Below are 25,996 nucleotides of genomic sequence, written 5' to 3' on the forward strand. Positions count from 1 at the left end.
TAGAGCTGGTAGTCATCGGATTAACCTTTATTATATATTACAATAAACTTACAGTATTAACAAATGAATAATAACTTTTAATAAATGTTTTATGTAAAATAAAAGCACTAAAGATATTTTTTATCTTAGTGCTTTTTTAATTTAATCCTTAATTATATATTTACAGTGAAACTTTTAATGCTTGTACTATTATTTATAAAACTCTTGTGTAGCATAGTATCTATTCCCAGCTTTATATACACCAACACCTATACTTGTAAAGTTAGGAGATAGTATGTTTTCTCTATGTCCTTGTGAATTCATCCAATTTATCATAAATTGATTTGCAAGTTCATTTATATCAGATACTCCACCTATATAAGCTATATTCTCTCCCCAAGATCTATAAGAAATACCATCTCTAGCCATTTGTGCTGTTATAAGCTCACCCTCTAGATTTCTATGGTCAAAATAATTTTTATCTCCCATATCCTTTGATTTTATTCTTGCGTATTTCTCCATAAGATTACTGTAACTTAGGGTGCTCATACCCGCTGTAGCTCTCTCTTCATTTACTTTTGTAAATATAAGCTGTTCTATTTGCGATGAAAAATCACCTGTAACTGTTGTAGTCGGTGTAGTTGATTTAGATGGTGTATTCACTTTTTCCTGAGATGGTACCGATGACTTTTCAGTATTACTATAAGAATTACCTCCAGTTATTTCTTCTTGATTATTAACTGTAGTATTAGAACTTTCTTTTTCCTCTAAATTACTTCCTTCATCATTATTAACTACATTTTTATCATTTTGTGAATTATCAGCTTGTCCACCACCCCTAGATAACCTAGTATTTTTACTAAGGTTTATTTCTTCATTACTGTTTTTATCTTTTTCATCTACTTCATCAGACAAAGCAATTTCATTTCTCTTGTCCTCTATTGTGTCTTCTTTTTCATCTACACTTTCAATTGTTGAATTATTAATGTACTTAGAATTATTTTGTAAAGTTAATCCTACCAGTGCAGTGCCTGCTAATGCTCCACATATAATTAATGTAATAAGTTTCCTTTTCATTAGTATCACTCCTTTTAATTCCCTTATTATTTATTTATAACATAAAATATAGAATTTTTTATTAGTAGAACACTTCCTATGATTCTATAATAATTAATAATTTCATATTATTTACTTATAATAACGTTCCTCTCTTCCATAAATTTTTCTACTAACTATAATACAGATGCTATAATTGTTACCCTTTTCCAGGTTAATAAATGAATATAATCTATATATAAATTTAAATTTATTAAAAAATTTATTATTCTTCACCTATGAATAGACACTTAATTGCAATTATATTTAACTAAAAATTCATATAATTCATTTTATTTATATTATATAATTATTTTATAACCTTAAATTAATTATGAGGGGGAACTATAAATTTGGATATCATTGTAATTAGACATGGTCAATCAGAAGCAGACATATTAAATGTTCATGAAGGAAGAGCAGATTTTCCATTAACAGAGCTTGGAAATAAGCAAGGTTTAGCTATGTCAAATTTTTTATCAATTAATTATAATATTGATAAAATTTATTCCAGTCCGTTAAAACGTGCTAGTGAAACTGCTAAAATATTATCTAATGCTACTAACATTCCTATTATATATGAAAATGGGCTTATGGAATTTAATAATGGACTATTAGCAGGGTTATCTAGAGAAGAGGCAAATCAGCGCTATCCTGAACCTGCTATAAGATGGCCTCACACATCTATGTATGGAATGGAAAGTATGATAGAATTCAGAGCTAGGGGTGAATCCATATTATCAAAGATAGTTAGCGAAAACTCCTCTGATTCTACTATAGCCATTGTTGCTCATGGTGGTATTATAAATATGCTTTTTAGAAGTTTTCTTGAGCTTCCTATAAATTCACAACTTTTTATATCTACAGGTGATACTGGAATACACCACTGGCAGATAACTAGCTGTTGTCATAGAATAATTTATACAAATAAATTATCTCATTTAGATACCTTAGATAGGAAATAATCTATTAATATAAGTTATGAAAGGAAATAAATGATGATATATAAAGAATTAAAAATAACTGACTTAGTTCCTGAACTATTAAATGATTTTGATAGACATGAGAAAATATACAGAGCTTGGAGACTAAGAGATGATGGAAGTGAGTATCTAAAAGATATCTATTATGAAGAGAATTGGGATAATAATGAGCTATTATGCATATCTAATGAATTAAAATCTACATTTGAAAAAGGTGGTTCAGTTTTTGCAGCCTTTGATGAAAGTAAATTAGTAGGATTTGCTTCCCTAGAAAATGAATTCTTTGGAAGTAAAAAACAATATATTCAATTGTCCAATCTTCACGTTACAAACAGCCACCGCCATAAAGGTATTGGGAAAACACTATTTAACATGTGTATTAATAAAGCTAGAGAATTAAAGGCTAGTAAAGTTTATATCTCTGCCTCATCTTGTGAAAATGCTCAAACCTTTTATAGGTGTATGGGATGTATACTAACTAAAGAAGTAAATAAAAAGCTGTATAGTCTTGAGCCCTTTGATTATCATATGGAATATATCTTATAAAATATATTATATTTAACTCAGTATAAAATGCTTAAAAGGAAGGAGATTAATTAAACATGTAATTAATCTCCTTCCTCCTATTGAATAGGTAAATAAAGTCTAACTTTGGATATTCAGAAACTTCTTCTATATAGGCTATCTTCTAAGCTTCAAGGCCCCATATCTGCCTCATTTCCTCACAGTTTTCAAGAAGTTCTTCAAGTCTTCCCTGTCCTGCAATTTTTCCATCCTTCATAACTAAAATTTTATCTGCATTCTTTAAGGCTACATGTCTATTAGAAACTACTAAGGCTGTTATATTTTTTCTTTCAAACATCCTATCCCAAAGCTTTATTTCTGTTTCTATGTCTAAGGCACTAGATATATCATCAAAGACATATAAATCAGCCTTTCTTGCAAACATTCTCGCCACAGCTACTCTTTGTCTTTGACCTCCGGAAAGTTTTACTCCTTTAGAACCTATCAAGGTATCTATTCCATCCTTAAAATTCTTAATATCCCTATCTAAAACTGCTGAATATATAGCTTGCTCCAATTTATTTCCTTCATCCTTTAGTCCTAAAAGAACATTATTTTTAATAGTATCACTAAATAAATTAGGATTCTGAGATGTATAAGCTACTATTGGCGGTGTTAGCTTTTCACTACTATTTTTAACTTCTTCATCATTTAGATAGATTTTCCCACTATCTACAGGTAACATTCCTAAAATAGATTTTATAAGAGTTGTCTTCCCTGCTCCAATTCTTCCTGTAACTACTACGAAATCACCCTTATTTACTCTTAAGCTAATATTCTCTATACCACTAGTTTCATTATACTTATAGGTTAGCCCCTTAACCTCTAAACTCTTAAATTCTATATCTTCTTGTTTATATTTCTCTTCAACTAATTCATCTTTTAGATATAATGAATTATGAGCTAATAACTCTTTTTCCATATTTTCATCTAAGAGTTTAAACATTCTCTTAAAGGCAATTCCCCCTTGCTGATACCTAGCAAAAATTTCTCCAAGGAAGCCTGCAAAATCAGCTACAAAGGGAAGATAATATAGAAATAGTGAAAAATCTCCTACTGAAAAGCTCCCTTCCAGCATATATTTACCTGTTAATAGCAATATAAATCCAGTACCAATAGTTACAGCATTTTCATATATAGCATCCATGATATTTACGAAAATCTTATCGCGTACCATATATTTCATTCTTTTTTCATTAAGATTATTTAGATTATTAATTATATACTTCTCACTTCCAGATATCTTTATGGCTTGTATTCCAGTAAATATTTCCCCGATAGCCCCTGATACATCACCAGTTGCTTCCCTAGCAGTAGTCCTGTATTTTGAAATATACTTCATAGCCTTTTGTGATAATAATATTACTATAACTAAAGGAGCAAAAATAAATAAAGTTACTTTTACATTTATGGTTAATAAAATAATTAGTGCTCCTAAAGCAAATAATCCATCCCCAATTATATCTAAGGTGAAGCTTATAACAGTCTCAATCTCTTCTATATCATCTCTAAAACAGTTCATAGACTCACCTAAAGAAGTCTTATTTTCAATTAATGGATTATTTATAATACACTCTAGTAAATTTCTTCTAAGTAATCCACTCATAGAAAATCTATGGTTAGCATCTACTCTTCCACCTATAGCTATAATAATTGATCTAGTTAATGCTACCACTAAAATTAATGCCATAAGGCTTAGAATTTCACTATTCAACCCTCCACTTTTCTCTAATACTTCAAAAAATCTCTTAGTAATTAAACCAGGTATCAGTGGAAACATATGAATTGTTATCCATAAAAAGCAGTTGAGTAAATAATACCACGGTCTATACATTATCATCTTACCAATATACTCAAGCACTGGAATTTTCTCTTTTTTGCTTTTTATCATACCAGCACCTCCTCCATACCCTTTTGTAGTAAATTATAAAATTTTGAATTATTATCGTTATAAAGTTTCTTTCTATTGCCGTACTCTACAATTGTTCCTTCTTCAAGAATCAAAATGCTATCTGCTCTACCAACTGTTCCAAGCCTATGAGCTATAATTATACAAGTCCTATTTTTGAATAGTTTATTTAGTGCATTATCTATAAGTCCTTCAGTGATTGGATCAAGTTTTGAAGTAGCTTCATCTAAAATAACTAATTTGGGATTTTTAAGAAACACTCTTACAAAAGCGAGAAGTTGAGCTTCTCCTGAAGATAAGCCACTACCACCATTATCTAGAATAGTATTTAGCCCTTGGGGTAAATTATTAAGCCATGGCATTAATCCAATATCTTCAATGATATTAAGTATAGTTTCATCTTTAATACTAGGATTAAATAGTGTGAGATTTTCTCTAACTGTTGCATGAAAAATTTGTACTTCTTGAGTAACATAACTAATATTAGCCATTAAACTTTCTTTAGTGAAGCTCTTTAAATCCTCTCCATTAAATCTAATATTTCCACTACATACATCGTATATCCTCACAATTAACCTAGCTAAGGTAGTTTTACCACTCCCTGTATGACCTAGCACTCCTAAAATAGTATTTTTTTCTATATTAATATTTATATCTTTAAGTACAGCTTCTCCATCTTCATAACTAAATGAAACTCCATCTATAGCTACATCAATAGAATCTTTACTATTTAAACCATTAGCGCCATACTTTATTGTGCTTTTAATTTGCAAAAGCTCTTTTACACGCTTAATACTCGCTTCAGCTCTTTGAAGTTTTTGCATCTGGGATCTGATTTCTTCTAGTGGATTAACCATTAACTCAACATAGTGAAATATTAAATATACAGTACCAAAGGTTATTAATGAACTCCCATAAAAATATGCTGAAAGTATTAATGCTGCAGCATTACCTAATGCAAAGACAATTATGTTAGCTATCCACATATAATAATGGCCTAAACTGGCTTTTATTTCAACAGGCAGCATTTTTCTGAATAATTTATATAAACTATTCATAGTATAATTTTTACTGCCACAAGTATTTATATCTTCCACACTAGTAATCTGTTCTCCTAAAAAACCATATAACTGCGCACTATATTCCCTTGATTTTTCCCAATGCTTTGATGAATATTTTTCTATATATTTCATTACAACCATATCCAAAATAGCAATCATGGTTAATGTTAATCCAATCCTCCAATCTTCTTTATATAGCAATAAAATTATTCCTATTAAAAGTCCTAAATTTGATATAAATTGCAATACAAAAGTGGAGAAGAAACTAAATAGAGCATTTACATCTCCATCAACCCTTTCAAGCATCTCTCCTGATTGATGTGTTTTATGGAAATCCATATCTAAGTTTATACAGTGCTCTATTAAATCTCCTCTTAATGCATTAGTTGCTCTCCATCCAACCTTTTCACTAATATAAGTTGATATAATTTTAAATACTTGCCTTATAATTCCAAAAGCTATAAATAACAGAGCTGCTATTACTAAATTTTCGCTGCCCAAATTCTCTGTTACAGCATCAATATAATATCTCAATATTTGTGGGTTAGCTAATTGTATTACTAAGTTAATAACTAATATAAAAAATAGTAGTATTACCATATTTTTTTGCTTTTTTAAGTACTTATATAATAATCCAAAGTAATCTTTTATTGGCAACTTCATTGTCATCCCTCCTTTCAATTGATTATATTGAAACCATTTCTTTTAATTAAACTAACTTCATCTGTGTCAGCTCAAGTCCCTTTAAAAAGCCTAAGTTCTCATAAACCTCCTCAGCTTCATTTCCTATATCAACATACAGCCTAACTACAGGATATTCTTTCTTTAGAATAGTAAGCGCCTTTTTTAGCATCTTAGTTCCAATACCCCTGCCTTCATAGCTTGGCTTAACAGCTATCTGAGATATTAAAGGCCATTCCTGCCAAAGTGATACATAGCAAACTCCCACTAGCTCATTAGTATTCCCATCATATACAAGGGTAGAAGCTCTATTTAGCATGTCACTGTCTAAATAATCATCAAAGTATTCTTTTACCCAACCTGTATATTCCTCTAGAGTATAACTACTATGAAGATTCACATTGTTTTCAAATGCCTCATAAAGTAACTTTCCTATTTCTCCTTGATTTTCTCTTTTAGGTAAATTCGCATAAAAACCTTCTCTCCACATAATATTGAATTCTTCTGTCGGTCTTATCATCCACCTACCGCTTTCAACTGTTTTGAATCCTATTTTCTCGTAATTTTCAACTAAAGATGGTTGTACTATATCTGCAAGTATATCCTTTGTAGTATCTGACCAAAAAACTAGAATTTCTTTAAGTCTTTCTAATACTAAATCTACATTTGAATAAGGAGGTATAATGAATAATTCTGCTATATTATTAGGTTCTATAAACACTCCACCTATTTTTTTATCATCTTTAATAATCCAAAAGCATTCATCTTCATCATCCACTACAGTTCTCATTACGTCATAACTTTTCATAAAGAAGCCATTAGCATTGTTCATCTGTGAGTAAACTGTATAGTAATCAGTGAACCCTTTATTATCAGCCCTTTCTAGTCTATATCCATCCCTTAATTCATAACTTAATATTTCCTTTGACCACTTTTGAAATTTCATATACTATATCCCCCTTAAGTATCTGTTCAAATCATTTTAATAATGAAATTTATCTAATAATTTTATTTAATTAACCTCTTTACTATTGTTTATCTACTAACAAAGCTTTTACTCCATTTGCTAGATTATCTTGCCAATCATAATAAAGATGAGCACCTATAAAAGTTTCAGAAGTTACATTGTATCCCTTACTTTTTAATGTAGCTATCATTCTGTTGTTTGCCTCCACATGACCTTTTGAAAATTCCTCTAGGCTTCCCATATTTAAATAGAAGTCTATTGGTAATACCTCTGAATCCTTGTATTCATCTATTAGTTTACTATTTCCTTCAGAATCAAGTTGTATTTCTCCCTTATCATCAATAAACCATGCAAAGGCTCCTGATTGTGATAGAACATTTCCAAATATATCAGATCCATTAAATGCTGCATAAGCTGCAAATTGTCCACCTAAACTTAATCCTGTAATAATTGTGTTTTTAGGATTTTTTGTCACCTTATAGTTTTCCCTAACCCATGGTAATATATCTTCTGTAATAAATTCAAAATATTCATTATTACAAATTAATTCTTTTGCTCTATTATCTGAGCTTTCAATAAATACAGCACAGGTAGGACTTATATGCCTATCACCTATGAGATTATCTAGTATTTTAGGAGCTTCTACTAAGTTTATATATTCCCATCCGTCAGTAAACACCATTAGATTGTTATCACTTCCATCTTCTTCATATCCATACGGAGTGTATATCCAAACCCTTCTTTCCTTTTTATCTGACTTAAATTTAAATCTAGACATATGAATTTTTCCTATTTTATTATCAGTTCTTTCCTTTGTCCATAATTTTTCTTTAGCCTCAGGCATCTCAATTATATTTTCGGTAGGTACAAGAAGCGCTATATCTTCTGGATTTTCTTCATCTCTTACAGGTGTATAAGTTTTAGGATTAAGAGGATCTATGATTACATCTTCATCCCTCCATTCATACTCTTCATTAACATTTGCTATCAATATATATAAACAACGAGCCTTTTTAGATAAAATAGAACTTCTATACCATAAATCACTATTGCCTAATCTATATAAATTAGTTTTTTTATCGCCTTCTCCGAACATCCAGCCTCCAAAGATTTCACTGAAAACAAATATATTATCAATTTCTCTATCCTGTCTCCAAATTACAGTTACAATTGAATTTTCATCATCTCCCTCTATATCTTCAATAAGAGGCGCCCCTTCTCTTTCGATCTTTTCCCAAAATATATCTATAGCATTATCATTTCCAGAATTCATATCCTCTTCAAGTTTTAATATCATTGGACTTAATATTTTTTTATTCTTCATAATTAATTTAGCAATAAGGTTATCTAATAGATACCTCAATCGCTTTCCCCCTTCAATTTAAGTATATTTTAATTTATTCTTTATCTAAACTTACTGAATTCAACTATTTAACTAGTTGTATAGTTCTATATTTAAATAGTTGCATAGGTAAATTTATGTATATGAAACTATTTAAAATTTAATGGTTATGAGATTGAATATCCATTACTATAAATTTAAATTCTCCATCTTCCATATACTCATCACATTTTTTAAATCCTAGCTTGTTAAATAGTGATAATGATGGCTTATTATTTTCTTCAATCTCCACATATATTCTATTTATATCCATGGTATTAAATATATAGTTCATGGCTATCTTGATAGAGTCATAAGCTATACTTTTCCTCCAATATCTTTTATCACCTATGGTAACTCCCATTTCCCCCTGCTTTGCAACTGTATCTATACTAAAGAAGTTGACAAAACCTATAAAATTTTCATCATTATCAGTGATTATAAAATACCTATACATTCGATCTTCTAATCTATCATTGATCACATTTCTTTCAAAGTTATCACAATAGATTTTACATTCTTGAATTAATTCCCTACTATTACTTGGTATAGGTCTTGGATCATACCTATTAATTTCCTTGTCAATTCTACAAGAAAACAAATTAATGATATCTCCTTTTTCTATGTCTCTTATCCTAATTTTCTTATCCTCATAATAAGTCACTATTAAATCCCCCTTTTTCTACTTTATCTTTTTACTTTTTTAGAAATCCCCCTTATTGAGCAACAAAAAAGCTGTAAGAAAGAATCTCTCTCTTACAGCCAAATCTAACATTTTTATTTTACTTAGTTAATATACTAAATCTCTAATTTAGTATATATTATCTACTTTACCCAGTATATACAGATAAAGTTTCATATTATTATACATCCTATAAATTCAAAGACACAGCAAAGTATTAAATATGTTACCATATTTACTCATACTTTAAGTACTTCTTTACATTTATAAAATATATATTAACAAATATTATTATAAACTTAGGACACCTTGTAAATCACAAATTATTTAAAACATAAATAATTGTGGCATTCACTAAAAATAATCCTATAAAATACCCTTCTTAAGATTCACATCTTAAGCAAAGCTAATTATAATAATTAAGTAAAATTTAGAAATAGCTCAATAAGATTGATTTCATTTCAATTGTTTTAAAAAGAAGTATCACAAAAAATCCTATAGATGTACTATAGACCTATAACGTAAACAAAACCTCTTTTAATTTAAATATTTTCTTTTCTCGAAAATTTAACTAACAATTGATTCTAATCAACATCTCATTGTCCCCTTCCTAAATTTAAAATTACAAGTATAATTTACCATAATAAATATATATAGTCAATACAAATATTCCTACTTCACATCTATTAAACCCAATTTTTTAAGTTCATCTATATTTAAAGCTTTATTATAGGGTAATTCAATACTACCTTCATTAACTAATTTAATTATTTTCTCTTTATATGGTGATTCCAAATTAACTCCAGTTATCTCCCAGTTATTATCCACTTGTGGAGATATAATACCTTGATTTTTAATATATTCTACTATCATATCTCTAATTGTATTAGAAGATTTCCAAATATAATTATTCTTTGCTAATTTCCTACCTTTTAAATTTGCAAAATAGCAATAATCACTGGTTGCTAATTTTAATTTTTGATTTTCTTTCACTAAATCACCTTTGAAAATTAAATCTACAATTCGATGACCTACTGGTTTAGAAATATCTACTTTATAATTTACTCCAGCAAAAAATTCATGTTGATATCCTGGAATATCCATGGTAAAGCTTATAGAAATATCTCCTGACTTCCACTGATTGTAAGCTGAAGCAGCCCATTCCATATAATTCTTTAACTCTTTCCCTGTAACTTCTACTACATAAAGAAAAGTAGTAAACTTGTATACATTGAAAATATGTCCATAAGTAATAACACCTTTTTTTATATTACTATCATCCCTAATTAAAGAAGTTGATGTAACATCTGCACCAGAATTTATAAGTTGAACCTTATTTATCAACTCTATAAGTGGAGTATCTCTAAGCCGTCCTTCAGGTATAAAGCTTATCTCATCCTTTGGTTGAAAATCTTCTGTGGCTTCTCCTATTATTTCTGTGACAAAATCCATAGTTGTTTCATGTGCTTTCTTAATAACTGGTAATCCACTTAACTCTTCGCTAGGATAATACGGCTTCATGGATACAACTTTAACTTGTCCATCTATAACATGATTATTATTGTCCAAGGTTAAATCAAAACGAATTACTTCCTGTCCACTATCTGTAGCCCCTCCAATGAGCGTTTTTCCTCTTTTTTCTTTTACTGTTATATGAAAATGCCCAACTACTAGTACATCTATCTCCGGACATAATCTCAATATTTTTTCAGCTGCATCTCTTTCATTCTTCTTATCATGTTCTGAAACCATGCTTGCATGAGCCATAACCATTATAATATCTACTTTATCCCTAATTTCACTTACATACCTATAGGCAGTTTCACCAAGATCATGAAAATTTAGATCCTTCACTAGATTTCCTACCCATCTTGGTACATTAGGAGTAGTTAACCCTATAATTCCAACTCTCACTCCACCACAATTTATAATTGTATGTGTCTTTACAAAGTCTTCACCACTTTCTCTATAGTCTACATTTGCTGAAAGAAATGGAAAGTTACTTTGCTTTTCAAGAGATTTTATTAAATCAAGTCCAAAGTTAAATTCATGATTTCCCAATACCATAGCATCATATCCCATAAAATTCATAGCAGAAATCACAGGATGTTTTTCATCCTTTTTATTACTATACATTTCATCTGTTAACGTATTTCCTTGAATTATATCTCCATTATCCACTACCAAAGTATTAAGATTTTCACTCTTAACTTGCTTTATATAAGAATAAATACGATTCATTCCACTATTATTGAAGCTTTCACCCTTATCATAGTTATATCCTAAAATGTTTCCATGTATATCTGTAGTTGCTAAGATTGTAATTTTCTTATTCTTTGTTGTAGTGATTCTATTCATTTATATTTAATCCTCCAGCTTAAAACATTAATTATTAATAATAACTTTCTCAACAATAATTTCTTAATTCAATTTTTTCTTATTATAATTATATCATTTGCTTCTGTATAATATATACTTTAGCATGGTATCTATCTTTTTCTCCATAAATAAAAAACGCATCTAAACACAGACACGTTTTCACTACTATAATTTAAAAATAAATTTTCCTATAGTTGTTTTTAGCTTAGTAGCTTCCATTATAATACCATATAAAATATTTACAATTACATATATTACTAAAAATCCTAATACTTTGTCTCCAAATCTATATCCAAAAGGCATTAATATTAAATTAAATAAATAGAGTAATGCAAAACTTACTAATAAACTTATGCTCTGATCAATTATATTAGCACCTAGTTTGGCTAAAAATCCACCTTTCTTTTTAACATTTTCATTAGAACACTCTTCTGCCTTTTCAGCTTCATCTATATGCTCTAATACTTCTTCATTTTCTAAAGTTGCTTCCATGTTTTCTTGTGTTTCAGCTATAGTTTCTTCTGTTACATTTTCCTCTTCTATACTTTCATTATCACTTTTTATATTTTCTTCATCCTTTAACATCCAATATCCTCCTTAAATAATAATTATAAACTCTCTGATAAATATACTATACTTTAAATTATCTGTAAATTAATTCTATGTAAACTTAGTATGAATTTACATAGAAAATTAACTTTTTAATTCTATATTTAAAGCTATAGTGTAATTTTTCTATTTCACTATAGCTTAACTTTTATTATTATATTAAAATTTAAATATTATTTTTAGTATTCATTTCTCTAAATAACTTGTATAAGTAATATAGATTTATAAAAACTATTATTGCATTAGCTATAGCTACAGGATATGCTCCAATAATCAGCCCGTATATTACAAATAATATACATCCCATTAAATTAATAAATCTTAGCTTAAATATTTTCTTCATAAACATAGAAATAGTAATTAGTATAGATGCTAAATAACCTATCCACTCAATCAATGTATCATTAAACATAGAACTCCTCCTAAAGTTTATTATATTCATTAATAAATAACAAACATTCACTCTAAATACTAATAAAACTAATGTTTTAAAAAATATGTTTATTTATAGTTTCTCTATTATATATTTTTTTATTTATATAATAATTATTTTTTATTTTAGTTTTTGGATTTTTATCTCTTATACAACAATGTAGCTCAATCCTTAGATTTAAATCAAAAAATATAAAAACTATCTCAAATCAAAGACTTAAGATAGTTTTTATATGATAAATTTTTATACTGTTATAAGCTGATATAATGATACACTAATCTATAAAAAAGTTATAATAATTATCTATTATAAATTATTAATTATGTTTTCAACAATTTTATTAAATATGTTTTTAAATTCATCTTGATGCTCTTCACCTTTTGATAAATTGCTTATACTACTTATCATAGGTAATTCACCTAAAAGATTTAAATCTAGATTTTTCAAGAACTTTTCTGTATCTTCTCCATTAAATAATTTAATTTTTTTATCGCAATCAGGACACTTAATATAACTCATATTCTCAATAACACCTAAAACTTTTATATTTAATTTTCTAGTCATATTAACTGCCTTTGCAACTATCATAGATACAAAATCTTGAGGAACAGATACCATTACTATTCCATTTATCGGAATATCTTGCATTACAGTTAGTGCTACGTCTCCTGTTCCTGGTGGCATATCAACAACTAAATAGTCTAATTCTCCCCAAATTACATCTGTCCAAAACTGCTTAACCATTCCACCAATCATAGGACCTCTCCAAATTACAGGATCTTCTTCATTCTCTACTAGCAGATTTAACGACATAACCTTTATTCCTTCTTGAGATTCAATAGGATATATATTTTTACCATCCGCCATAGCTTTTTGTCCTGTAATTCCAAGAAGTCTTGGTATACTTGGCCCTGTAATATCTGCATCTAAAATCCCTACTTTATATCCTTTTTCCTTTAATTGTCTTGCTATTAAAGTAGCCATGGATGATTTACCAACGCCACCTTTTCCACTCATAACTCCAATAATTTTTTTAACATTGTTTAAAGGATTGTTCTCAACTCCACAACTTCCTTTATCTTTACTGCATCCACCATTGGATGGACATGTATCACATGTTGACATAAAATCATCTCCTCATTATTATTGGTATTTACTAAATTTATATTACTGCTGTTTTAAATTGTTGTCAAATGCCAATAATGAAATTTATTATAATCCTATATGAATAAATTATATTTTTGTCTAGCATATTATAAAATTAAAATATAACATCTAAAAATTACTGTAATAATCTCTAAAGGATAACGACTTCTAAGTATCAAATAAATTGATACTTAGAAGTCTGTTAGTAAGCTTTAGGGGGAGAAAAACTCCCTCTAAAGCAAAGAACTATGTTTATATCATTAAAACATTTAATTTTATTCCCAAGTTTCACTACAGTAACTACATAATCTTTTATTGTCTAAACACTCCCTATTACCACATCGTATACATTCTTCATATCCTTCATCATAATAACTAATTTCATTTTCAAAATTATATTCTTCTCCTAAATTGTCTTCTGGTAATACATAATTATTCATCATATCTTCCTCCTAATTTTAATATTCCTTACTCCATAGAATTTAATAATATATTTTCCTGTTTTTAATATATTTATACTTAACAAACCATTTTATAATACAATTCACTATTATGAAATGTTAAGAATTTCAGAAATTATTATATGGATTATTTCTGCCAGTTACTATTAGCAAAACCTTTAATTTATTATGTAATAAATTGTTGATTTTTGTAGTTATAACGTTTTCTGATAGACTGATTTTATTTATTTTAATTTATAATAAGAGTTATATACTAATATTTATTATGTTATCCTATATAAGGAATTGTTGCGTATTTTCACGTAACTACAACTATCATAAAATTCATTCATAAACATGAATTGATTTTACAGTGTATAAGGGGGATTACAATGAAAAAGACTAGATTCCTCAGTATTGGACTATCTTTAATACTATCCTTGTCCTTAATTGGATGTAGTTCAAAAAATAGTTCTACTAATACTGAGTCCAAAAAGAATGAAACTGCTCAACAACAAATAAAGGATGGAGGAACAATGATATTTTCTTCTAGAACTGATCCAAGTTGCCTAAATCCTTTTTTTCAACAAAACAGAGTTACTTATACAATAAACAATGCTTTATTTGATCCACTATATGTAGTTAATAAAGATGAAGTAAGATATTACTTAGCAGAAAGTATGGAAACTTCTGAAGATAAACTTACATATACATTAAAATTAAAAGATAATTTAACATGGCATGATGGTACAAAAATAACAGCAGATGATGTTGTTTATAGTGTAAATGTAGCTAAAGATGAAAGTCAGGGAATTGATGCTAGACAAACTTTTGTTATTGATAAAAAAGAAGTCCAAGCTAATAAAATTGATGACTTAACTGTTGAATTTAAACTTCCAAATACCTTTGCACCATTCTATATATCAATTGGAGATTTTAAAATAATTCCAAAACATATATTTGAGGGTGAAAGCAATTTAGCAGAATCAGATAAAAATAATACTCCAGTAGGTTCTGGTCCTTTTAAATTCAAAGAATGGAAAAAGGGTGAGATTGTAACCCTAGAAAGATTTGATGATTATTATTTAGGAAAACCTCATTTAGATAGTGTGGTTTATAGAATAATTCCAGATGATAATACTTCAAAAATTGCTTTTGAAAATGGAGAAGTTTCTGCAGCATATTTAGCTGAAGATAAGTTTGAAACTTTCTCATCAGATGATAGGTTTAAAACTCATTCTTTTGATGAAGGAATGCTAAACTATATTATACTTAATGAAAAAAATGAAAACTTAAGTAAAAAAGAAGTTAGACAAGCTATATCCTATGCCCTAAATAAAGAAGAGATTTTAAAAACATCCTATACTAATTTAGAAAACACTGAAAAAGCTTACTCTATTCTAACTCCAAATACAAAATTCTATACTGATGATGTAGAAAAATATGACCAAAATTTAGAAAAAGCAAAAGAGCTTATGGAAAAGTCTGGTGTAGGTAATATAAAATTGAATTTTCAATACACTCCAAAAGATAGCAAAATTGCCATGGTTGTTAAACAACAACTTTCTGCTATTGGCATAGAAGTAGATGCTCAGCAAATAGATGACAATGTATACTTCTCAAAAATTCTTGGAGAACAAGAAAGAGATTACGATATACTTATAAATGGATATGTAATGGGAAATGATCCAGATGGATATTCTAGTGCTTATATGTCTAGTGGTAGCTTTAATGCTCAATGTTATAATAACAAAGAACTAGACAAGTTGTGGAAGGATGGAGCTTCTCAATCAGATGATGCAAAGAGAAAAGAATTATATGAAAAAATTCAAAAGACCATAGCTGATGATGCTGTAGTATACCCATTATATTATTCAAAGTCATTAATCGGAGTTGATGCTAAATTTGGTGGAATTGAAGATGCAAAATTAGTACCTATATATATGTTTGAAGATTTATCAAAAATATATATGATTCAACAATAAAAATATATTTCTATGGCTCATTTACTCTTTCCGGGTACTTGAGCCATTTTTACATAAGTTTTTTACATAGAAAGGATAGTATTATGAAAAATAAAATTACAAAGAGAATTTTACAAGCTATTCCTATGCTTTTATTTATATCCTTTGTATCTTTTTTACTTATGAATCTGGCTCCAGGAGATCCAGCTCAAGGATATATAACCCCTAAAATGTCAAAGGAGCAAGCAGATTTAATAAGAGTAAGTCTTGGACTGGATAAACCTATGCTAACTAGATATTTCTTATGGCTAAAAAATGTATTAAGTGGTGATTTGGGTTACTCCTTAGTTTCTAGACAAGCTGTAACTAGTGAAATTTCTTCAAGATTTTTTGCTACCCTTGGACTTATGGGTTCTTCCCTACTTCTAGCTATTTTAATATCAATTCCCCTAGGATTATATACGGGCATGCATAGAAATAAATTCTTAGACAGATTTACAAATATATTAAACTATATTGCAATCTCTATACCTAGCTTTTGGTTTGCAATGATATTGCTTTCAATATTTTCTTTAAAATTAAAGTGGCTTCCTAGTGTTGGTATGAGAACTATAGGTGTAACTTCAATATTAGATGTTATAAAACACGGTATATTACCTACTATAGTACTTAGTTTTTCTAATATAGCTGTTCTTACAAGATATGTACGTTCTTGTACTATAACAGAACTAAAGCAAGATTATATTGTTACCGCAATTTCCAAAGGCGCAAGTAAGAATAGAATTCTATTTAAACATATCATGAAAAATGCTCTTCTTCCAATGATAACAATTCTTGGAATGAGCTTACCATCTTTAGTTTCTGGTGCATTTATCACTGAAACTATCTTTGGATGGCCTGGTATGGGAAGACTTGGCATTAACTCAATAAAAGCCTTAGATTATCCAGTTATAATGGCTATGACTTTAGTTACCTCAATAATGGTTGTTATAGGAAATCTACTTGCTGATATTAGTTATGTACTAGTAGATCCTAGAATACGTAGGGGGGATGAAAATGTTTAGTATTAGATTTAAAGAAAATTTTATAAGAGAGCTTAAAAAAAATAAATTAGGAATATTTGCTTTAGTATGCTTAATTTTAATAATTATTTTATCTGTTTTTGCATTTTTGACTCCTTATAATCCTGATACTATTGATATGAGTAATCAATTTATTTCTCCAAATTTAAAAAATATATTTGGAACAGATGAACTCGGAAGAGATTACTTTACTAGAGCTTTATATGGTGCACGAATCTCCTTAATAGTAGGTGTACTCTCCATGATGGTATCTATATTCATCGGCACCCTAGTTGGTGCTATAAGCGGACTATTAGGAGGCAAAGTTGATGCTATTATAATGAGAATAATAGACATGTTAATGAGTATACCTCTATTCTTTTTACTACTAATAGTAAATTCTTATTTAAGACCAAGTATAGCCAATATAATAATCATTATAGGTATATTTGGATGGATGAGTATCGCTAGAATAGTCCGCTCAGAAACATTATCTATAAAAGAAAGGGATTATATTCTATGTTCTAAAGCCTTAGGTAGCAATAATATAAAAATAGTAAAAACACATATAATACCTAATGCTATTTCCACAGTAATTGTTGCAGCTAGCATAAATATAGCCGATGCTATACTTATGGAATCATCTTTAAGTTTTTTAGGTCTAGGGGTACAACAACCGATGGCTTCTCTCGGAAGCATGCTTCAAACTGCTCAAGCCAGAATTGGTGATAAGACTTACTTAGCAATTTTTCCAGGTCTTATGATACTATTAATTGTATTAAGCTTTAATGTTCTTGGTGATATCTTGAGAGTAGCATTAGATCCGTCTCAAGGAGAGTAATTAAAACATATAAGTATAAAAATAAAAATTATGCTATAATTTATATTATAACATAATTTTTTAGGAGGTTTTTATGGACACTTATACCCTTCCACTTTATCAAAAATCAAGCTTAAAAAAGTCTCTAAAATTTCTTTATTTATTTTTTGTACTATTTTTTTTAATATTATCTATTCTTATATTTATATTTATTACTAAAGAAAATCCCATTATGGGCATTGTTTTTAGCTTGATTTTACTTGTACTTTCTATTTTCTTTATGTATCTATTTATAAATATTGAAATTCTAAAGAAATTTCAAATTGAAATTACTTATGAATATATTAAAATCACTACACCATTTATTAAAAAATTTGCATTTTGGAAAGATATTTATAATATACAAATCTATAATTATCAAAATAATCCTATGTTATCTTTCTTGCTAATTAAGGACCTAAATAAAAAAACAAAATCATCTATATGTAATAATTTAAATTCACTTTTAGGGATTCCACCAACTTCCTTTCAGATATCTCTTAATCTTTTTAAAGATATAGATATGGAAAAACTTTATAATACTATAATTATGCAACTAGACAAAGTATCTGTAAATGATACTGATGTAATTACCGAGATTTCAAATAATATTTATAACAAACCAAATAATAACCTAATTAAATCAATTATACTTTCCTTTATTTTTACATTTATAATTGGAATTATATATGGATTCTCCATATATAAGCTAGAAAGCAATTATTTAATTATACCTATATTGGGTTCTTTATTAATTATATCTGTCTTTAATAAATACTATTTAGAAAAATCTTTTAAATTATCTACTAGATGTTTAGTAGGTTTTATCTGTTCTCTTCAAGTGCCTATTTCAATTATTTCTATGCTGTTCATAGATTTAAAATCATTATTACCACACACCAAATTACTAATGATACTAAAAATGTTAAAGTCAGATGTAAAATATATAATTTATAATCCCATTGACCATTTTTTACTCTTCTTAATTTTTATAGTATGTTTTGGAATTGGATTCTTATATGGAAGAGTTTCTAAAAAAAATTCAGAAGAAAACTCTGAATATCTAGATATATAAAAGAATCCTAGGTTAAATTATCACTAACCTAGGATTCTTTTGCTATATTATAAATAAATATTCCATAATAATTCTTAATAAGTTCTTATTTTAAGTTTTTGTTTCCCATAAATGTTAGTCCTATCATTCCTTGACCAGTGTGAGTTCCAATTATTGGACCTATAGTACTAATAATAATATCTTTTACGAGTTCCTTTTCTCTAATAATATTAGCAAGATACTCAGCTCTTTCTAAGCTATCTGCATGACCTATGATAATAGTTTGTTCCTTCAGGTTTATACCATCTTCTAGCATCTTATCTAGTAATTTCTCCAAGGATTTTTTTTCTCCTCTTACTTTAGATACATTTACTAACTTTCCCTCATAGTCAACACTCAGTACAGGCTTTATCTTTAAGGTTGTCCCAATAATTGCTTCCACTGAAGAAATCCTTCCACCTCGTTTTAAGTGATGTAAATCTTCAACTGTAAACCAGTGACAAGTATTATTTCTATGTTCTTCTATCCACTTCACCAATTCCTCAATGGATAAGCCTTCTTCTTTTTTCATTGCAGCATTATATACTAGAAGCCCTTCCCCAACTGAAGCTGAAAGAGAGTCAACTGATATAATTTTTCTTTCAGGGTATTCCTCTTTAAGATCTTGTATCACTAATTGAGAATTATTATATGTTCCACTAAGTCCTGAAGAAAACGCTATATATAAAATATCCTTTCCTTCCTTCAGTAGCTTTTCAAAGCACTCTCTATAAGTAAAATAATTTATCTGTGTTGTAACAGAAGTATCACCATTTTTTAGTCTCTCGTAAAACTCATGGCTTGTCATTTCTCTCTCATCAGGATAGTGTGTATAGGTTTTATTTTCCATATCAAAGGCCATAGGTATAATGCCTATATTTATTTTCTCTATATTATCAAGAGGTAAATCTACCGTTGAATCTGTAATAATAACATAATCTTTCATATATTCTCCTCCTTTATAATTCATTTTTTCCATACTATATTCGCCTAAAATACTATTTTAACATTTTTTAAGCCTAATGTATATGAATAGATTTCTCAATTTGTTCATATAGTAACTAATTTTCTTGTGTTTAATCTATATAAAGCTTATCTATATTAAATTATACTCATAGGTAAGCTCTATATGTTCCTTTTCCACTTCAATTAAAGCTTGGAAAACTCTTTTTACATTTTCATCGCATACTTCATTCTTATATCTTTCATAATAGTAAACAGCATGCTCTTCTCTTTCCTTTGCCAATTTCAAAAGTGCTTCGTCACTATCATACTTGTCATAGTTTATTTTAGTCAAAGCAGGTGTTTTAGTAAAACCTCCTAATCCCATATGAACCTTTGAATGAAAAATTTCTATTTTTGATAAAGCCTGAAAAGCCTTAGAAACTTCTTCACTCTTTGCTTTTTTAGCTGCTTCTTTATAAAACTCTCCATTAAATATTTCAAGCTTAACGGCATGGTCTAAAATTCTTAATGTGTTTATATCTAGCTTCTTACTATCTACTTCAATAACTTCATCATCACCACTTAAATAAATACTGCTTACTCCACAGAACGGACAGTATACTATGTTACTTATAGAATTTTTATTTATAAAAGCAAATGAATTAAAATCATAATTCTTTTCATTAATATTCATTCCACATATTTTACACTTCATATTAATTCCTCCTAAACTCAATATACATTTTACCATATATTCAAAATGTTTAAAAATAAAAAACCTTTAAAACATGTTAAATTAATTTTAATATGTCAAAGGTTTTTTATTAATATTTTTAATTTTATCTATATAGAAAAATATATCTTCAATTTCCTTTATTATGTATATTGAATATTATTCTTCATCACAAGCATGATCTAGCATATCTAAAACATAGTTAGGGAGAGCAAAAGATCCCACATGTAAGTCTGTATTATAATACTTAGTCTTTAACCCTAAAGAGTTCCATGCCTCAGCATTTAAATCTTTTACTGGATCATACTTTTTAGATGCGAATCCAAATAACCAATGTCCTGATGAGTAAGTTGGAATATGAACTTGATACACTTTCCCTATTGGGAAGGATTCTTTTATACGCTTATGAGCTCTCTTCATAGAACTAGCATACATTTCATAATAAGGACTTTCATGTTGATTTACTAAAATTCCTTCTTCATTTAATGCATCGTAACAATCTCTATAGAATTCTTTTGTAAATAAGCCCTCTCCAGGTCCTATTGGATCAGTAGAATCTACTATTATTAAATCATAGTAATTTTTCCTATTTTTTACAAATTTAATACCATCTTCAAAGTATAAGTTTACTCTTTCATCCTTTAGTTTACTTGATGTTATAGGAAAATACTCTAAACATACATCAACTACTTTTTTATCGATTTCAACCATGTCTATTTCTTTTATTGTATTATATCTTGTTAGTTCTCTGATTGTTCCACCATCTCCAGCTCCTATAACTAAAACTTTTTCAATCTTAGGATTTGTAGCCATAGGAACATGAACTATCATATCATGATAAATAAATTCATCCTTTTCTGTTATCATAACTATTCCATCTAAAGTGAAAAATCTTCCGAATTCCTTTGTCTCAAATACATCTATTCTTTGAAAATCACTTTTCCCAGCATATATTTGCTTGTCAACCTTTATTGAAAACCTAACAGTCTCTGAGTGATTCTCAGTATACCATAACTCCATTTTTCATCCTCCTAGTTAATATAATATTATTCATTATAAACATTCTTACCACTAAATATTTCTATCATTTCTTTTCTAAGTGCATTACTTATATTAAGTCTTTCTCTTGGTAAAAATTCATGAGTATCTTTTTTAAATAGGTAGTTCTGTAAATCTATTTCCTTTATAAGCATTTTAGTATGAAATATATTTGTTTGATACATGTTTATATCCATAGCATCATACTTTTGCAAAGTCTTATCATCAATATAATCTTGAATTGATTTAATTGGTGTATCTATAAAACACTTTTTACCATTAATGTCACGAGTGAATCCTCGAACACGGTAATCAATGGTAATTATATCAGAGTCAAAACTGCTAATTAGATAATCTAATGCATTTAGCGGAGAAATTTGTCCACAAGTAGATACGTCTATATCTACTCGAAAGGTTGCTATAGAATTATCTGGATGATATTCAGGATAAGTATGTACCGTTACATGACTCTTATCCAAATGTGCAACAACAGTCTCCTTAGTTTTTAAAATATATTTACCACTATTACATGATTCATCTATTACCCCATCCCCTAAAGGTTCCTCAGAAATTAATATGGTTACACTTGCACCTTGAGGATCATAGTCCTGCTTGGATATGTTTAACACATGAGCACCAATAATATCAGTAACATCGCATAATATTTTAGTTAATCTTTCTGAATTGTATTGCTCATCAATATAATCTACATACTCCTTTTGTTCTCTTTCACCCTTTGCATAGCAAATGTCATAGATGTTAAAACTTAGTGTCTTAGTAAGATTATTAAAGCCATATAATTTGATTTTATTCTCCATTCTTTTATATACACCTTTCCTTTAGATGAAATTCACTGAGTAAATTTTATTAGGAGTTGTTGAATTTGTCAATAAAAATTTAAAATATAATTATTATATTTTGTTATATGTGAAACCTTATCTATAGTTTCAATGTATATACTATAAATATATCTTATAATTCTTATATTATATAAAACATTTATCTATTACTTATTTCTTATAGACTTCTTCTGATTTTGATTATTTAAATTACAGCAATCCATTTTTCTCTTCCCATATAGTTCCTCATTTTGTTTTGCAATCTTATCTAAAAAGCTATTAACCGATTTCTTTATTCTAGTAAACATGCTATCCCTCCATAATAATTATTTATTAGATTATACCAATAACTTATGTGTTTTTAATGGAGTTTTTAATTAAAATATTTTTCATAAAGTTTATGCTCTATCTTAAATAATTTATTAAATATCACTCTAAAATTATACTACGTAACATTTTATTAAGTCATCACCATCTTTATTTTTATCAGTACTTAATATTTTTTCAAGACCTTCTATGACAAAATACTCATTATCCTGTTGTCTTACCATAACTTGAGTATTACTTAACATCATAGGTTCTTTTGAACATCTATTAATTTGATCTATTGAAACATTTTTAAGTAACTGGCTTTTGGGAATTTCTCTTATATCCATAAATACCTCTCCTTTTAACATGCACAATATTGCACGAAACTAAATATATTTTGAGTTCTAACATATAGTATAAACAAATTAAAATATTTTATTTGATATTGACCTAGGTCCTTAAATTTTATTATGCATCTACATAATACTAAGTTTCTATTACATATTATACATATTATTGAGAAAAAAATTTATCCTTTTATTAAATAACTTTTGTATAAAATAAGAAGGAATACAGCTTATTCCATATTCCTTCTCTTATAATCTTTATTCAAATTTGAAAGTATTTATTATTTCTTTTAGTTTTTCAGACATATGTTGTAACTCATTAGCATGACCCGTAAGCTCCTCTGAAATTCCTGTTACCTCTTCTGTTGAAGCAGTAACCTCTTCTGAAGACGCCGCAGTCTCTTGTGATATAGATGATATATTTTCTATCTGAGTTACTACATTATCCTTCTTTTTATTAATAACTACTATATATTCACTAATTTCAGTAACTTTACTTATTAAATCTTGCACTCCTGCCATTATATCGTTAAATACAGCCTTTGCTTCGTCTACTACACCATCTTGTTCCTCTACAATTTTTTCAGTATCCTTAATAGCCACAACAGCAATGTTAGTCTTAGTTTTTATATCATCCACTATCTTCTTAATTTCCATAGTAGAATCCTTTGATTGCTCTGCTAGCTTTCTAATTTCTTCTGCTACTACTGCAAAACCTCGACCAGCTTCACCAGCTCTAGCTGCTTCAATAGATGCATTAAGAGAAAGTAAGTTAGTTTGTTCTGTAATCTGAGAAATAGTATCTGATACTGAATTTATTTTTCCTGTACTTTCATCCATATCTATAACTAACTCTGAAACCTTATTAGTGGAAACCCTTGTATCATTAGACTTTTCTATCAATGTATCTACCATGGTCAATCCTCTGTTGCTTAGGTGATTAGCATTTTCATATACCGCACCCATAGCTTCTGTAGCTTCATTTAATAATTTTAAGTTCTCTGATAATTCAATTATAGCTGTGGCTCCGTCTTGAGCACTATTAGCTTGTTCAATGGCTCCACCAGACACATCTTCTATAGCTCTTGCTACTTCACTGATAGAAGCACTAGTTTCCTCGGCTATAGCAGATAAATTTGATGAAGTTTCTAAAACTATATTAGAAGACTTGTTAACGCTTTTAATTAATGATGATATGTTTTCTATCATTCCATTGAAATTTTCACCTAAGTCTTTAAATTCATCTCTTGACTTTATATTAACATTAACCCTTAAATCTCCATCTTTAACTTTGTTAAAAGCCGTCAATAATCTATTAATATTCTTTGATATAGAATTACTAAATATTAAAGATACTGCTATAGCTATTATAGCTATTACTCCTGAGGTTAGTATAATTATATTTAGAATATTTTGTGTATCCTTTAATAGTTCTTTCTCATCCAAAGATGCTACTATTTTCCAGCCTGTTAATTGACTTGTAGTGTAAACTGCAAACTTCTTTTCCCCATTAAAATCATATTCAGTAAATCCTTCTTTATTTGAGCTTATGTCACTCCAAACAGAAAGCTTAGCAGCTTCATCAGTACCTATGATTTCTTTATTAGGATGTGCTACTAAATTACCATTTGAATCAGATACATACATGTACCCTTCGTTTCCTACCTTAATCTCAGATAATCCATCAGAAAGATTTTTTAAACTTACATTAACTCCTACAACTCCAACTACATTGCTATTTTTTTCTATAGTCTTAGCTACAGTTACTACATTTTCACCAGTAGTTGCACTTTTATATGGTGAAGTTATCACTATTTGACCTTTATTTTCCATAGCCAGTTTATACCATGGTCTAGATTTATAGTCATAATTAGCGTCAGTATTTGCTTCTGGGTAAATATGAAATTTCCCCTTTTCTGTTCCCATAAATACATTTAGAATATCTTCATCCGAATTTTTAACATCTGTCATTAATAGTTTAGCAAATTTAAAGTATTCTTCTTTATCTTCCGTTTCCACAATATTTATATTATTAGATAGTAGCTCTATAGACTTAGACATGCCGATAAAATAGTTATCTATTCCTCTATTCACCTCTAAAATTGTTTGTCTGCTTGTAGTTTCAAGCTTATCGCTTAAAATTGATTTTGATTGTGAGTATATAGTTATTCCCATTCCGGAAACTGGTACTAAACAAATCAGTAAAAGTATAACTATAAGTTTGACTCTAATGCTCTGTAATTTAAATTTCTTAAGCTTATTAAGTTTCTTATGTTTCATATTTTTTCCTCCTAAGTGTATAATTTTTTTAATTTATATATTTTTGTAATTTATATACTTATTATTAATAATGATTAAATTACTTAAAAATCTATAATATTTAATCTATAAAAATATTTCTTTAATCCTTTCTTTAAATTTAATTACAAAATATATTATAAAACTTACTATTATATACTCGAGTACATCTTATTTATCTTTATAAATAATTTAATTATA

At 28.2% G+C, this 25,996-nt stretch carries 24 protein-coding genes; 6 read left to right on the forward strand and 18 right to left on the reverse strand.

Translation table 11 applies throughout. The annotated features are described in order from the left end of the window. Positions 1–189: 189 nt before the first annotated feature. The gene (locus tag B3086_RS11515; protein ID WP_346846512.1) at positions 190–1,056 is read right to left on the reverse strand and encodes a CAP domain-containing protein; all 867 of its coding nucleotides are present in this window, start codon (positions 1,054–1,056) and stop codon (positions 190–192) included. A gap of 371 nt (positions 1,057–1,427) precedes the next feature. Here B3086_RS11515 and B3086_RS11520 point away from each other — a divergent pair, with 371 nt between their 5' ends. Further along, positions 1,428–2,039 carry a histidine phosphatase family protein gene (locus B3086_RS11520; RefSeq protein ID WP_346880027.1) on the forward strand — a complete coding sequence of 204 codons (612 nt, stop codon included), beginning with the start codon at positions 1,428–1,430 and terminating at the stop codon, positions 2,037–2,039. Between the two features lie 30 nt (positions 2,040–2,069). After that, entirely contained in the window at positions 2,070–2,603 is a 534-nt protein-coding gene (locus B3086_RS11525) for a GNAT family N-acetyltransferase (protein ID WP_346846510.1), read from the forward strand. Positions 2,604–2,745: 142 nt separating this feature from the next. Here the strand turns inward: B3086_RS11525 and B3086_RS11530 are convergent, their stop codons facing one another. From B3086_RS11530 to B3086_RS11575, 10 genes are all read right to left on the reverse strand, one after another. Next, on the reverse strand, positions 2,746–4,512 hold the full coding sequence (locus B3086_RS11530; protein ID WP_346893411.1) for an ABC transporter ATP-binding protein: 1,767 nt from the start codon (positions 4,510–4,512) through the stop codon (positions 2,746–2,748). Next, a complete protein-coding gene (locus tag B3086_RS11535; protein WP_346893412.1) occupies positions 4,509–6,254 on the reverse strand; it encodes an ABC transporter ATP-binding protein in 1,746 nt (581 codons plus the stop codon). Before B3086_RS11535 ends, B3086_RS11530 begins: the two co-directional genes overlap by 4 nt. Positions 6,255–6,300: 46 nt before the next feature. Beyond that, the gene (locus tag B3086_RS11540; protein WP_346846507.1) at positions 6,301–7,218 is read right to left on the reverse strand and encodes a GNAT family N-acetyltransferase; all 918 of its coding nucleotides are present in this window, start codon (positions 7,216–7,218) and stop codon (positions 6,301–6,303) included. Positions 7,219–7,300: 82 nt separating this feature from the next. Continuing rightward, positions 7,301–8,602, reverse strand: a complete 1,302-nt coding sequence (locus B3086_RS11545) for an alpha/beta hydrolase (RefSeq protein ID WP_346846506.1) — start codon at positions 8,600–8,602, stop codon at positions 7,301–7,303. A gap of 139 nt (positions 8,603–8,741) precedes the next feature. After that, the gene (locus B3086_RS11550) at positions 8,742–9,284 is read right to left on the reverse strand and encodes a GNAT family N-acetyltransferase (RefSeq protein ID WP_346846505.1); all 543 of its coding nucleotides are present in this window, start codon (positions 9,282–9,284) and stop codon (positions 8,742–8,744) included. 690 nt (positions 9,285–9,974) lie between these two features. Next, positions 9,975–11,660 (reverse strand): bifunctional metallophosphatase/5'-nucleotidase, encoded by a 1,686-nt coding sequence (locus tag B3086_RS11555; protein ID WP_346846504.1) that lies wholly within the window; start codon positions 11,658–11,660, stop codon positions 9,975–9,977. Positions 11,661–11,846: 186 nt separating this feature from the next. Further along, the gene (locus B3086_RS11560; protein ID WP_346846503.1) at positions 11,847–12,266 is read right to left on the reverse strand and encodes a hypothetical protein; all 420 of its coding nucleotides are present in this window, start codon (positions 12,264–12,266) and stop codon (positions 11,847–11,849) included. A 190-nt stretch (positions 12,267–12,456) separates the two neighbouring features. Beyond that, a complete protein-coding gene (locus tag B3086_RS11565) occupies positions 12,457–12,732 on the reverse strand; it encodes a YgjV family protein (RefSeq protein ID WP_414632288.1) in 276 nt (91 codons plus the stop codon). Between the two features lie 297 nt (positions 12,733–13,029). Then, complete coding sequence (locus B3086_RS11570) at positions 13,030–13,848, reverse strand: Mrp/NBP35 family ATP-binding protein (RefSeq protein WP_346846501.1); 819 nt, start codon at positions 13,846–13,848, stop codon at positions 13,030–13,032. Between the two features lie 296 nt (positions 13,849–14,144). After that, complete coding sequence (locus B3086_RS11575) at positions 14,145–14,312, reverse strand: hypothetical protein (protein ID WP_346846500.1); 168 nt, start codon at positions 14,310–14,312, stop codon at positions 14,145–14,147. A gap of 389 nt (positions 14,313–14,701) precedes the next feature. Between B3086_RS11575 and B3086_RS11580 the strand changes: the two genes are divergently transcribed. The 4 genes from B3086_RS11580 to B3086_RS11595 all read left to right on the forward strand — a co-directional run bounded on the left by B3086_RS11580 (position 14,702) and on the right by B3086_RS11595 (position 19,268). Further along, positions 14,702–16,294, forward strand: a complete 1,593-nt coding sequence (locus tag B3086_RS11580; protein WP_346893414.1) for an ABC transporter substrate-binding protein — start codon at positions 14,702–14,704, stop codon at positions 16,292–16,294. A gap of 83 nt (positions 16,295–16,377) precedes the next feature. Continuing rightward, complete coding sequence (locus B3086_RS11585) at positions 16,378–17,337, forward strand: ABC transporter permease (RefSeq protein WP_346846498.1); 960 nt, start codon at positions 16,378–16,380, stop codon at positions 17,335–17,337. Then, positions 17,330–18,175: an ABC transporter permease gene (locus B3086_RS11590; RefSeq protein ID WP_346846497.1), complete on the forward strand. Its 846-nt coding sequence runs from the start codon at positions 17,330–17,332 to the stop codon at positions 18,173–18,175. The genes B3086_RS11585 and B3086_RS11590 overlap by 8 nt, the downstream gene beginning before the upstream one ends. 73 nt (positions 18,176–18,248) lie before the next feature. Beyond that, on the forward strand, positions 18,249–19,268 hold the full coding sequence (locus B3086_RS11595) for a hypothetical protein (protein ID WP_346846496.1): 1,020 nt from the start codon (positions 18,249–18,251) through the stop codon (positions 19,266–19,268). An 85-nt stretch (positions 19,269–19,353) separates the two neighbouring features. Here the strand turns inward: B3086_RS11595 and B3086_RS11600 are convergent, their stop codons facing one another. The 7 genes from B3086_RS11600 to B3086_RS11630 all read right to left on the reverse strand — a co-directional run bounded on the left by B3086_RS11600 (position 19,354) and on the right by B3086_RS11630 (position 25,777). After that, positions 19,354–20,232, reverse strand: coding sequence for a DegV family protein (locus tag B3086_RS11600; protein WP_346846495.1), 879 nt, complete (start codon positions 20,230–20,232; stop codon positions 19,354–19,356). A 150-nt stretch (positions 20,233–20,382) separates the two neighbouring features. Then, positions 20,383–20,946, reverse strand: a complete 564-nt coding sequence (locus tag B3086_RS11605; protein WP_346846494.1) for a ferritin family protein — start codon at positions 20,944–20,946, stop codon at positions 20,383–20,385. Between the two features lie 177 nt (positions 20,947–21,123). Next, positions 21,124–21,984 (reverse strand): polyamine aminopropyltransferase, encoded by an 861-nt coding sequence (gene speE / locus B3086_RS11610; protein WP_346846493.1) that lies wholly within the window; start codon positions 21,982–21,984, stop codon positions 21,124–21,126. A 26-nt stretch (positions 21,985–22,010) separates the two neighbouring features. Next, a complete protein-coding gene (gene speD / locus B3086_RS11615) occupies positions 22,011–22,820 on the reverse strand; it encodes an adenosylmethionine decarboxylase (RefSeq protein WP_035134951.1) in 810 nt (269 codons plus the stop codon). A 188-nt stretch (positions 22,821–23,008) separates the two neighbouring features. Beyond that, positions 23,009–23,149: an LDCC motif putative metal-binding protein gene (locus tag B3086_RS11620; RefSeq protein ID WP_156964382.1), complete on the reverse strand. Its 141-nt coding sequence runs from the start codon at positions 23,147–23,149 to the stop codon at positions 23,009–23,011. A gap of 132 nt (positions 23,150–23,281) precedes the next feature. Next, complete coding sequence (locus B3086_RS11625; RefSeq protein WP_346876985.1) at positions 23,282–23,497, reverse strand: hypothetical protein; 216 nt, start codon at positions 23,495–23,497, stop codon at positions 23,282–23,284. Between the two features lie 258 nt (positions 23,498–23,755). Further along, complete coding sequence (locus B3086_RS11630; RefSeq protein ID WP_346879217.1) at positions 23,756–25,777, reverse strand: methyl-accepting chemotaxis protein; 2,022 nt, start codon at positions 25,775–25,777, stop codon at positions 23,756–23,758. Positions 25,778–25,996 lie beyond the last annotated feature (219 nt).

The sequence above is a fragment of the Clostridium sp. UBA871 genome (genome assembly GCF_002295255.1).
In the GTDB taxonomy this organism is placed as follows: Bacteria; Bacillota; Clostridia; order Clostridiales; family Clostridiaceae; genus Clostridium_J; species Clostridium_J sulfidigenes.

What these genes read in the sequence shown, in the direction of transcription:
- B3086_RS11595 (WP_346846496.1), top strand. Translation starts at nt 18,249, where the DNA reads ATGGACACTTATACCCTTCCACTTTATCAAAAATCAAGCTTAAAAAAG.
- B3086_RS11590 (WP_346846497.1), top strand. Translation starts at nt 17,330, where the DNA reads ATGTTTAGTATTAGATTTAAAGAAAATTTTATAAGAGAGCTTAAAAAA.
- B3086_RS11540 (WP_346846507.1), bottom strand. Translation starts at nt 7,218, where the DNA reads ATGAAATTTCAAAAGTGGTCAAAGGAAATATTAAGTTATGAATTAAGG.
- B3086_RS11565 (WP_414632288.1), bottom strand. Translation starts at nt 12,732, where the DNA reads ATGAATATAATAAACTTTAGGAGGAGTTCTATGTTTAATGATACATTG.
- B3086_RS11535 (WP_346893412.1), bottom strand. Translation starts at nt 6,254, where the DNA reads ATGAAGTTGCCAATAAAAGATTACTTTGGATTATTATATAAGTACTTA.
- B3086_RS11585 (WP_346846498.1), top strand. Translation starts at nt 16,378, where the DNA reads ATGAAAAATAAAATTACAAAGAGAATTTTACAAGCTATTCCTATGCTT.
- B3086_RS11625 (WP_346876985.1), bottom strand. Translation starts at nt 23,497, where the DNA reads ATGGATATAAGAGAAATTCCCAAAAGCCAGTTACTTAAAAATGTTTCA.
- B3086_RS11600 (WP_346846495.1), bottom strand. Translation starts at nt 20,232, where the DNA reads ATGAAAGATTATGTTATTATTACAGATTCAACGGTAGATTTACCTCTT.
- B3086_RS11575 (WP_346846500.1), bottom strand. Translation starts at nt 14,312, where the DNA reads ATGATGAATAATTATGTATTACCAGAAGACAATTTAGGAGAAGAATAT.
- B3086_RS11620 (WP_156964382.1), bottom strand. Translation starts at nt 23,149, where the DNA reads ATGTTTACTAGAATAAAGAAATCGGTTAATAGCTTTTTAGATAAGATT.
- B3086_RS11555 (WP_346846504.1), bottom strand. Translation starts at nt 11,660, where the DNA reads ATGAATAGAATCACTACAACAAAGAATAAGAAAATTACAATCTTAGCA.
- B3086_RS11630 (WP_346879217.1), bottom strand. Translation starts at nt 25,777, where the DNA reads ATGAAACATAAGAAACTTAATAAGCTTAAGAAATTTAAATTACAGAGC.
- B3086_RS11530 (WP_346893411.1), bottom strand. Translation starts at nt 4,512, where the DNA reads ATGATAAAAAGCAAAAAAGAGAAAATTCCAGTGCTTGAGTATATTGGT.
- B3086_RS11515 (WP_346846512.1), bottom strand. Translation starts at nt 1,056, where the DNA reads ATGAAAAGGAAACTTATTACATTAATTATATGTGGAGCATTAGCAGGC.
- B3086_RS11580 (WP_346893414.1), top strand. Translation starts at nt 14,702, where the DNA reads ATGAAAAAGACTAGATTCCTCAGTATTGGACTATCTTTAATACTATCC.
- B3086_RS11560 (WP_346846503.1), bottom strand. Translation starts at nt 12,266, where the DNA reads ATGTTAAAGGATGAAGAAAATATAAAAAGTGATAATGAAAGTATAGAA.
- B3086_RS11570 (WP_346846501.1), bottom strand. Translation starts at nt 13,848, where the DNA reads ATGTCAACATGTGATACATGTCCATCCAATGGTGGATGCAGTAAAGAT.
- speE (WP_346846493.1), bottom strand. Translation starts at nt 21,984, where the DNA reads ATGGAGTTATGGTATACTGAGAATCACTCAGAGACTGTTAGGTTTTCA.
- B3086_RS11525 (WP_346846510.1), top strand. Translation starts at nt 2,070, where the DNA reads ATGATGATATATAAAGAATTAAAAATAACTGACTTAGTTCCTGAACTA.
- speD (WP_035134951.1), bottom strand. Translation starts at nt 22,820, where the DNA reads ATGGAGAATAAAATCAAATTATATGGCTTTAATAATCTTACTAAGACA.
- B3086_RS11605 (WP_346846494.1), bottom strand. Translation starts at nt 20,946, where the DNA reads ATGAAGTGTAAAATATGTGGAATGAATATTAATGAAAAGAATTATGAT.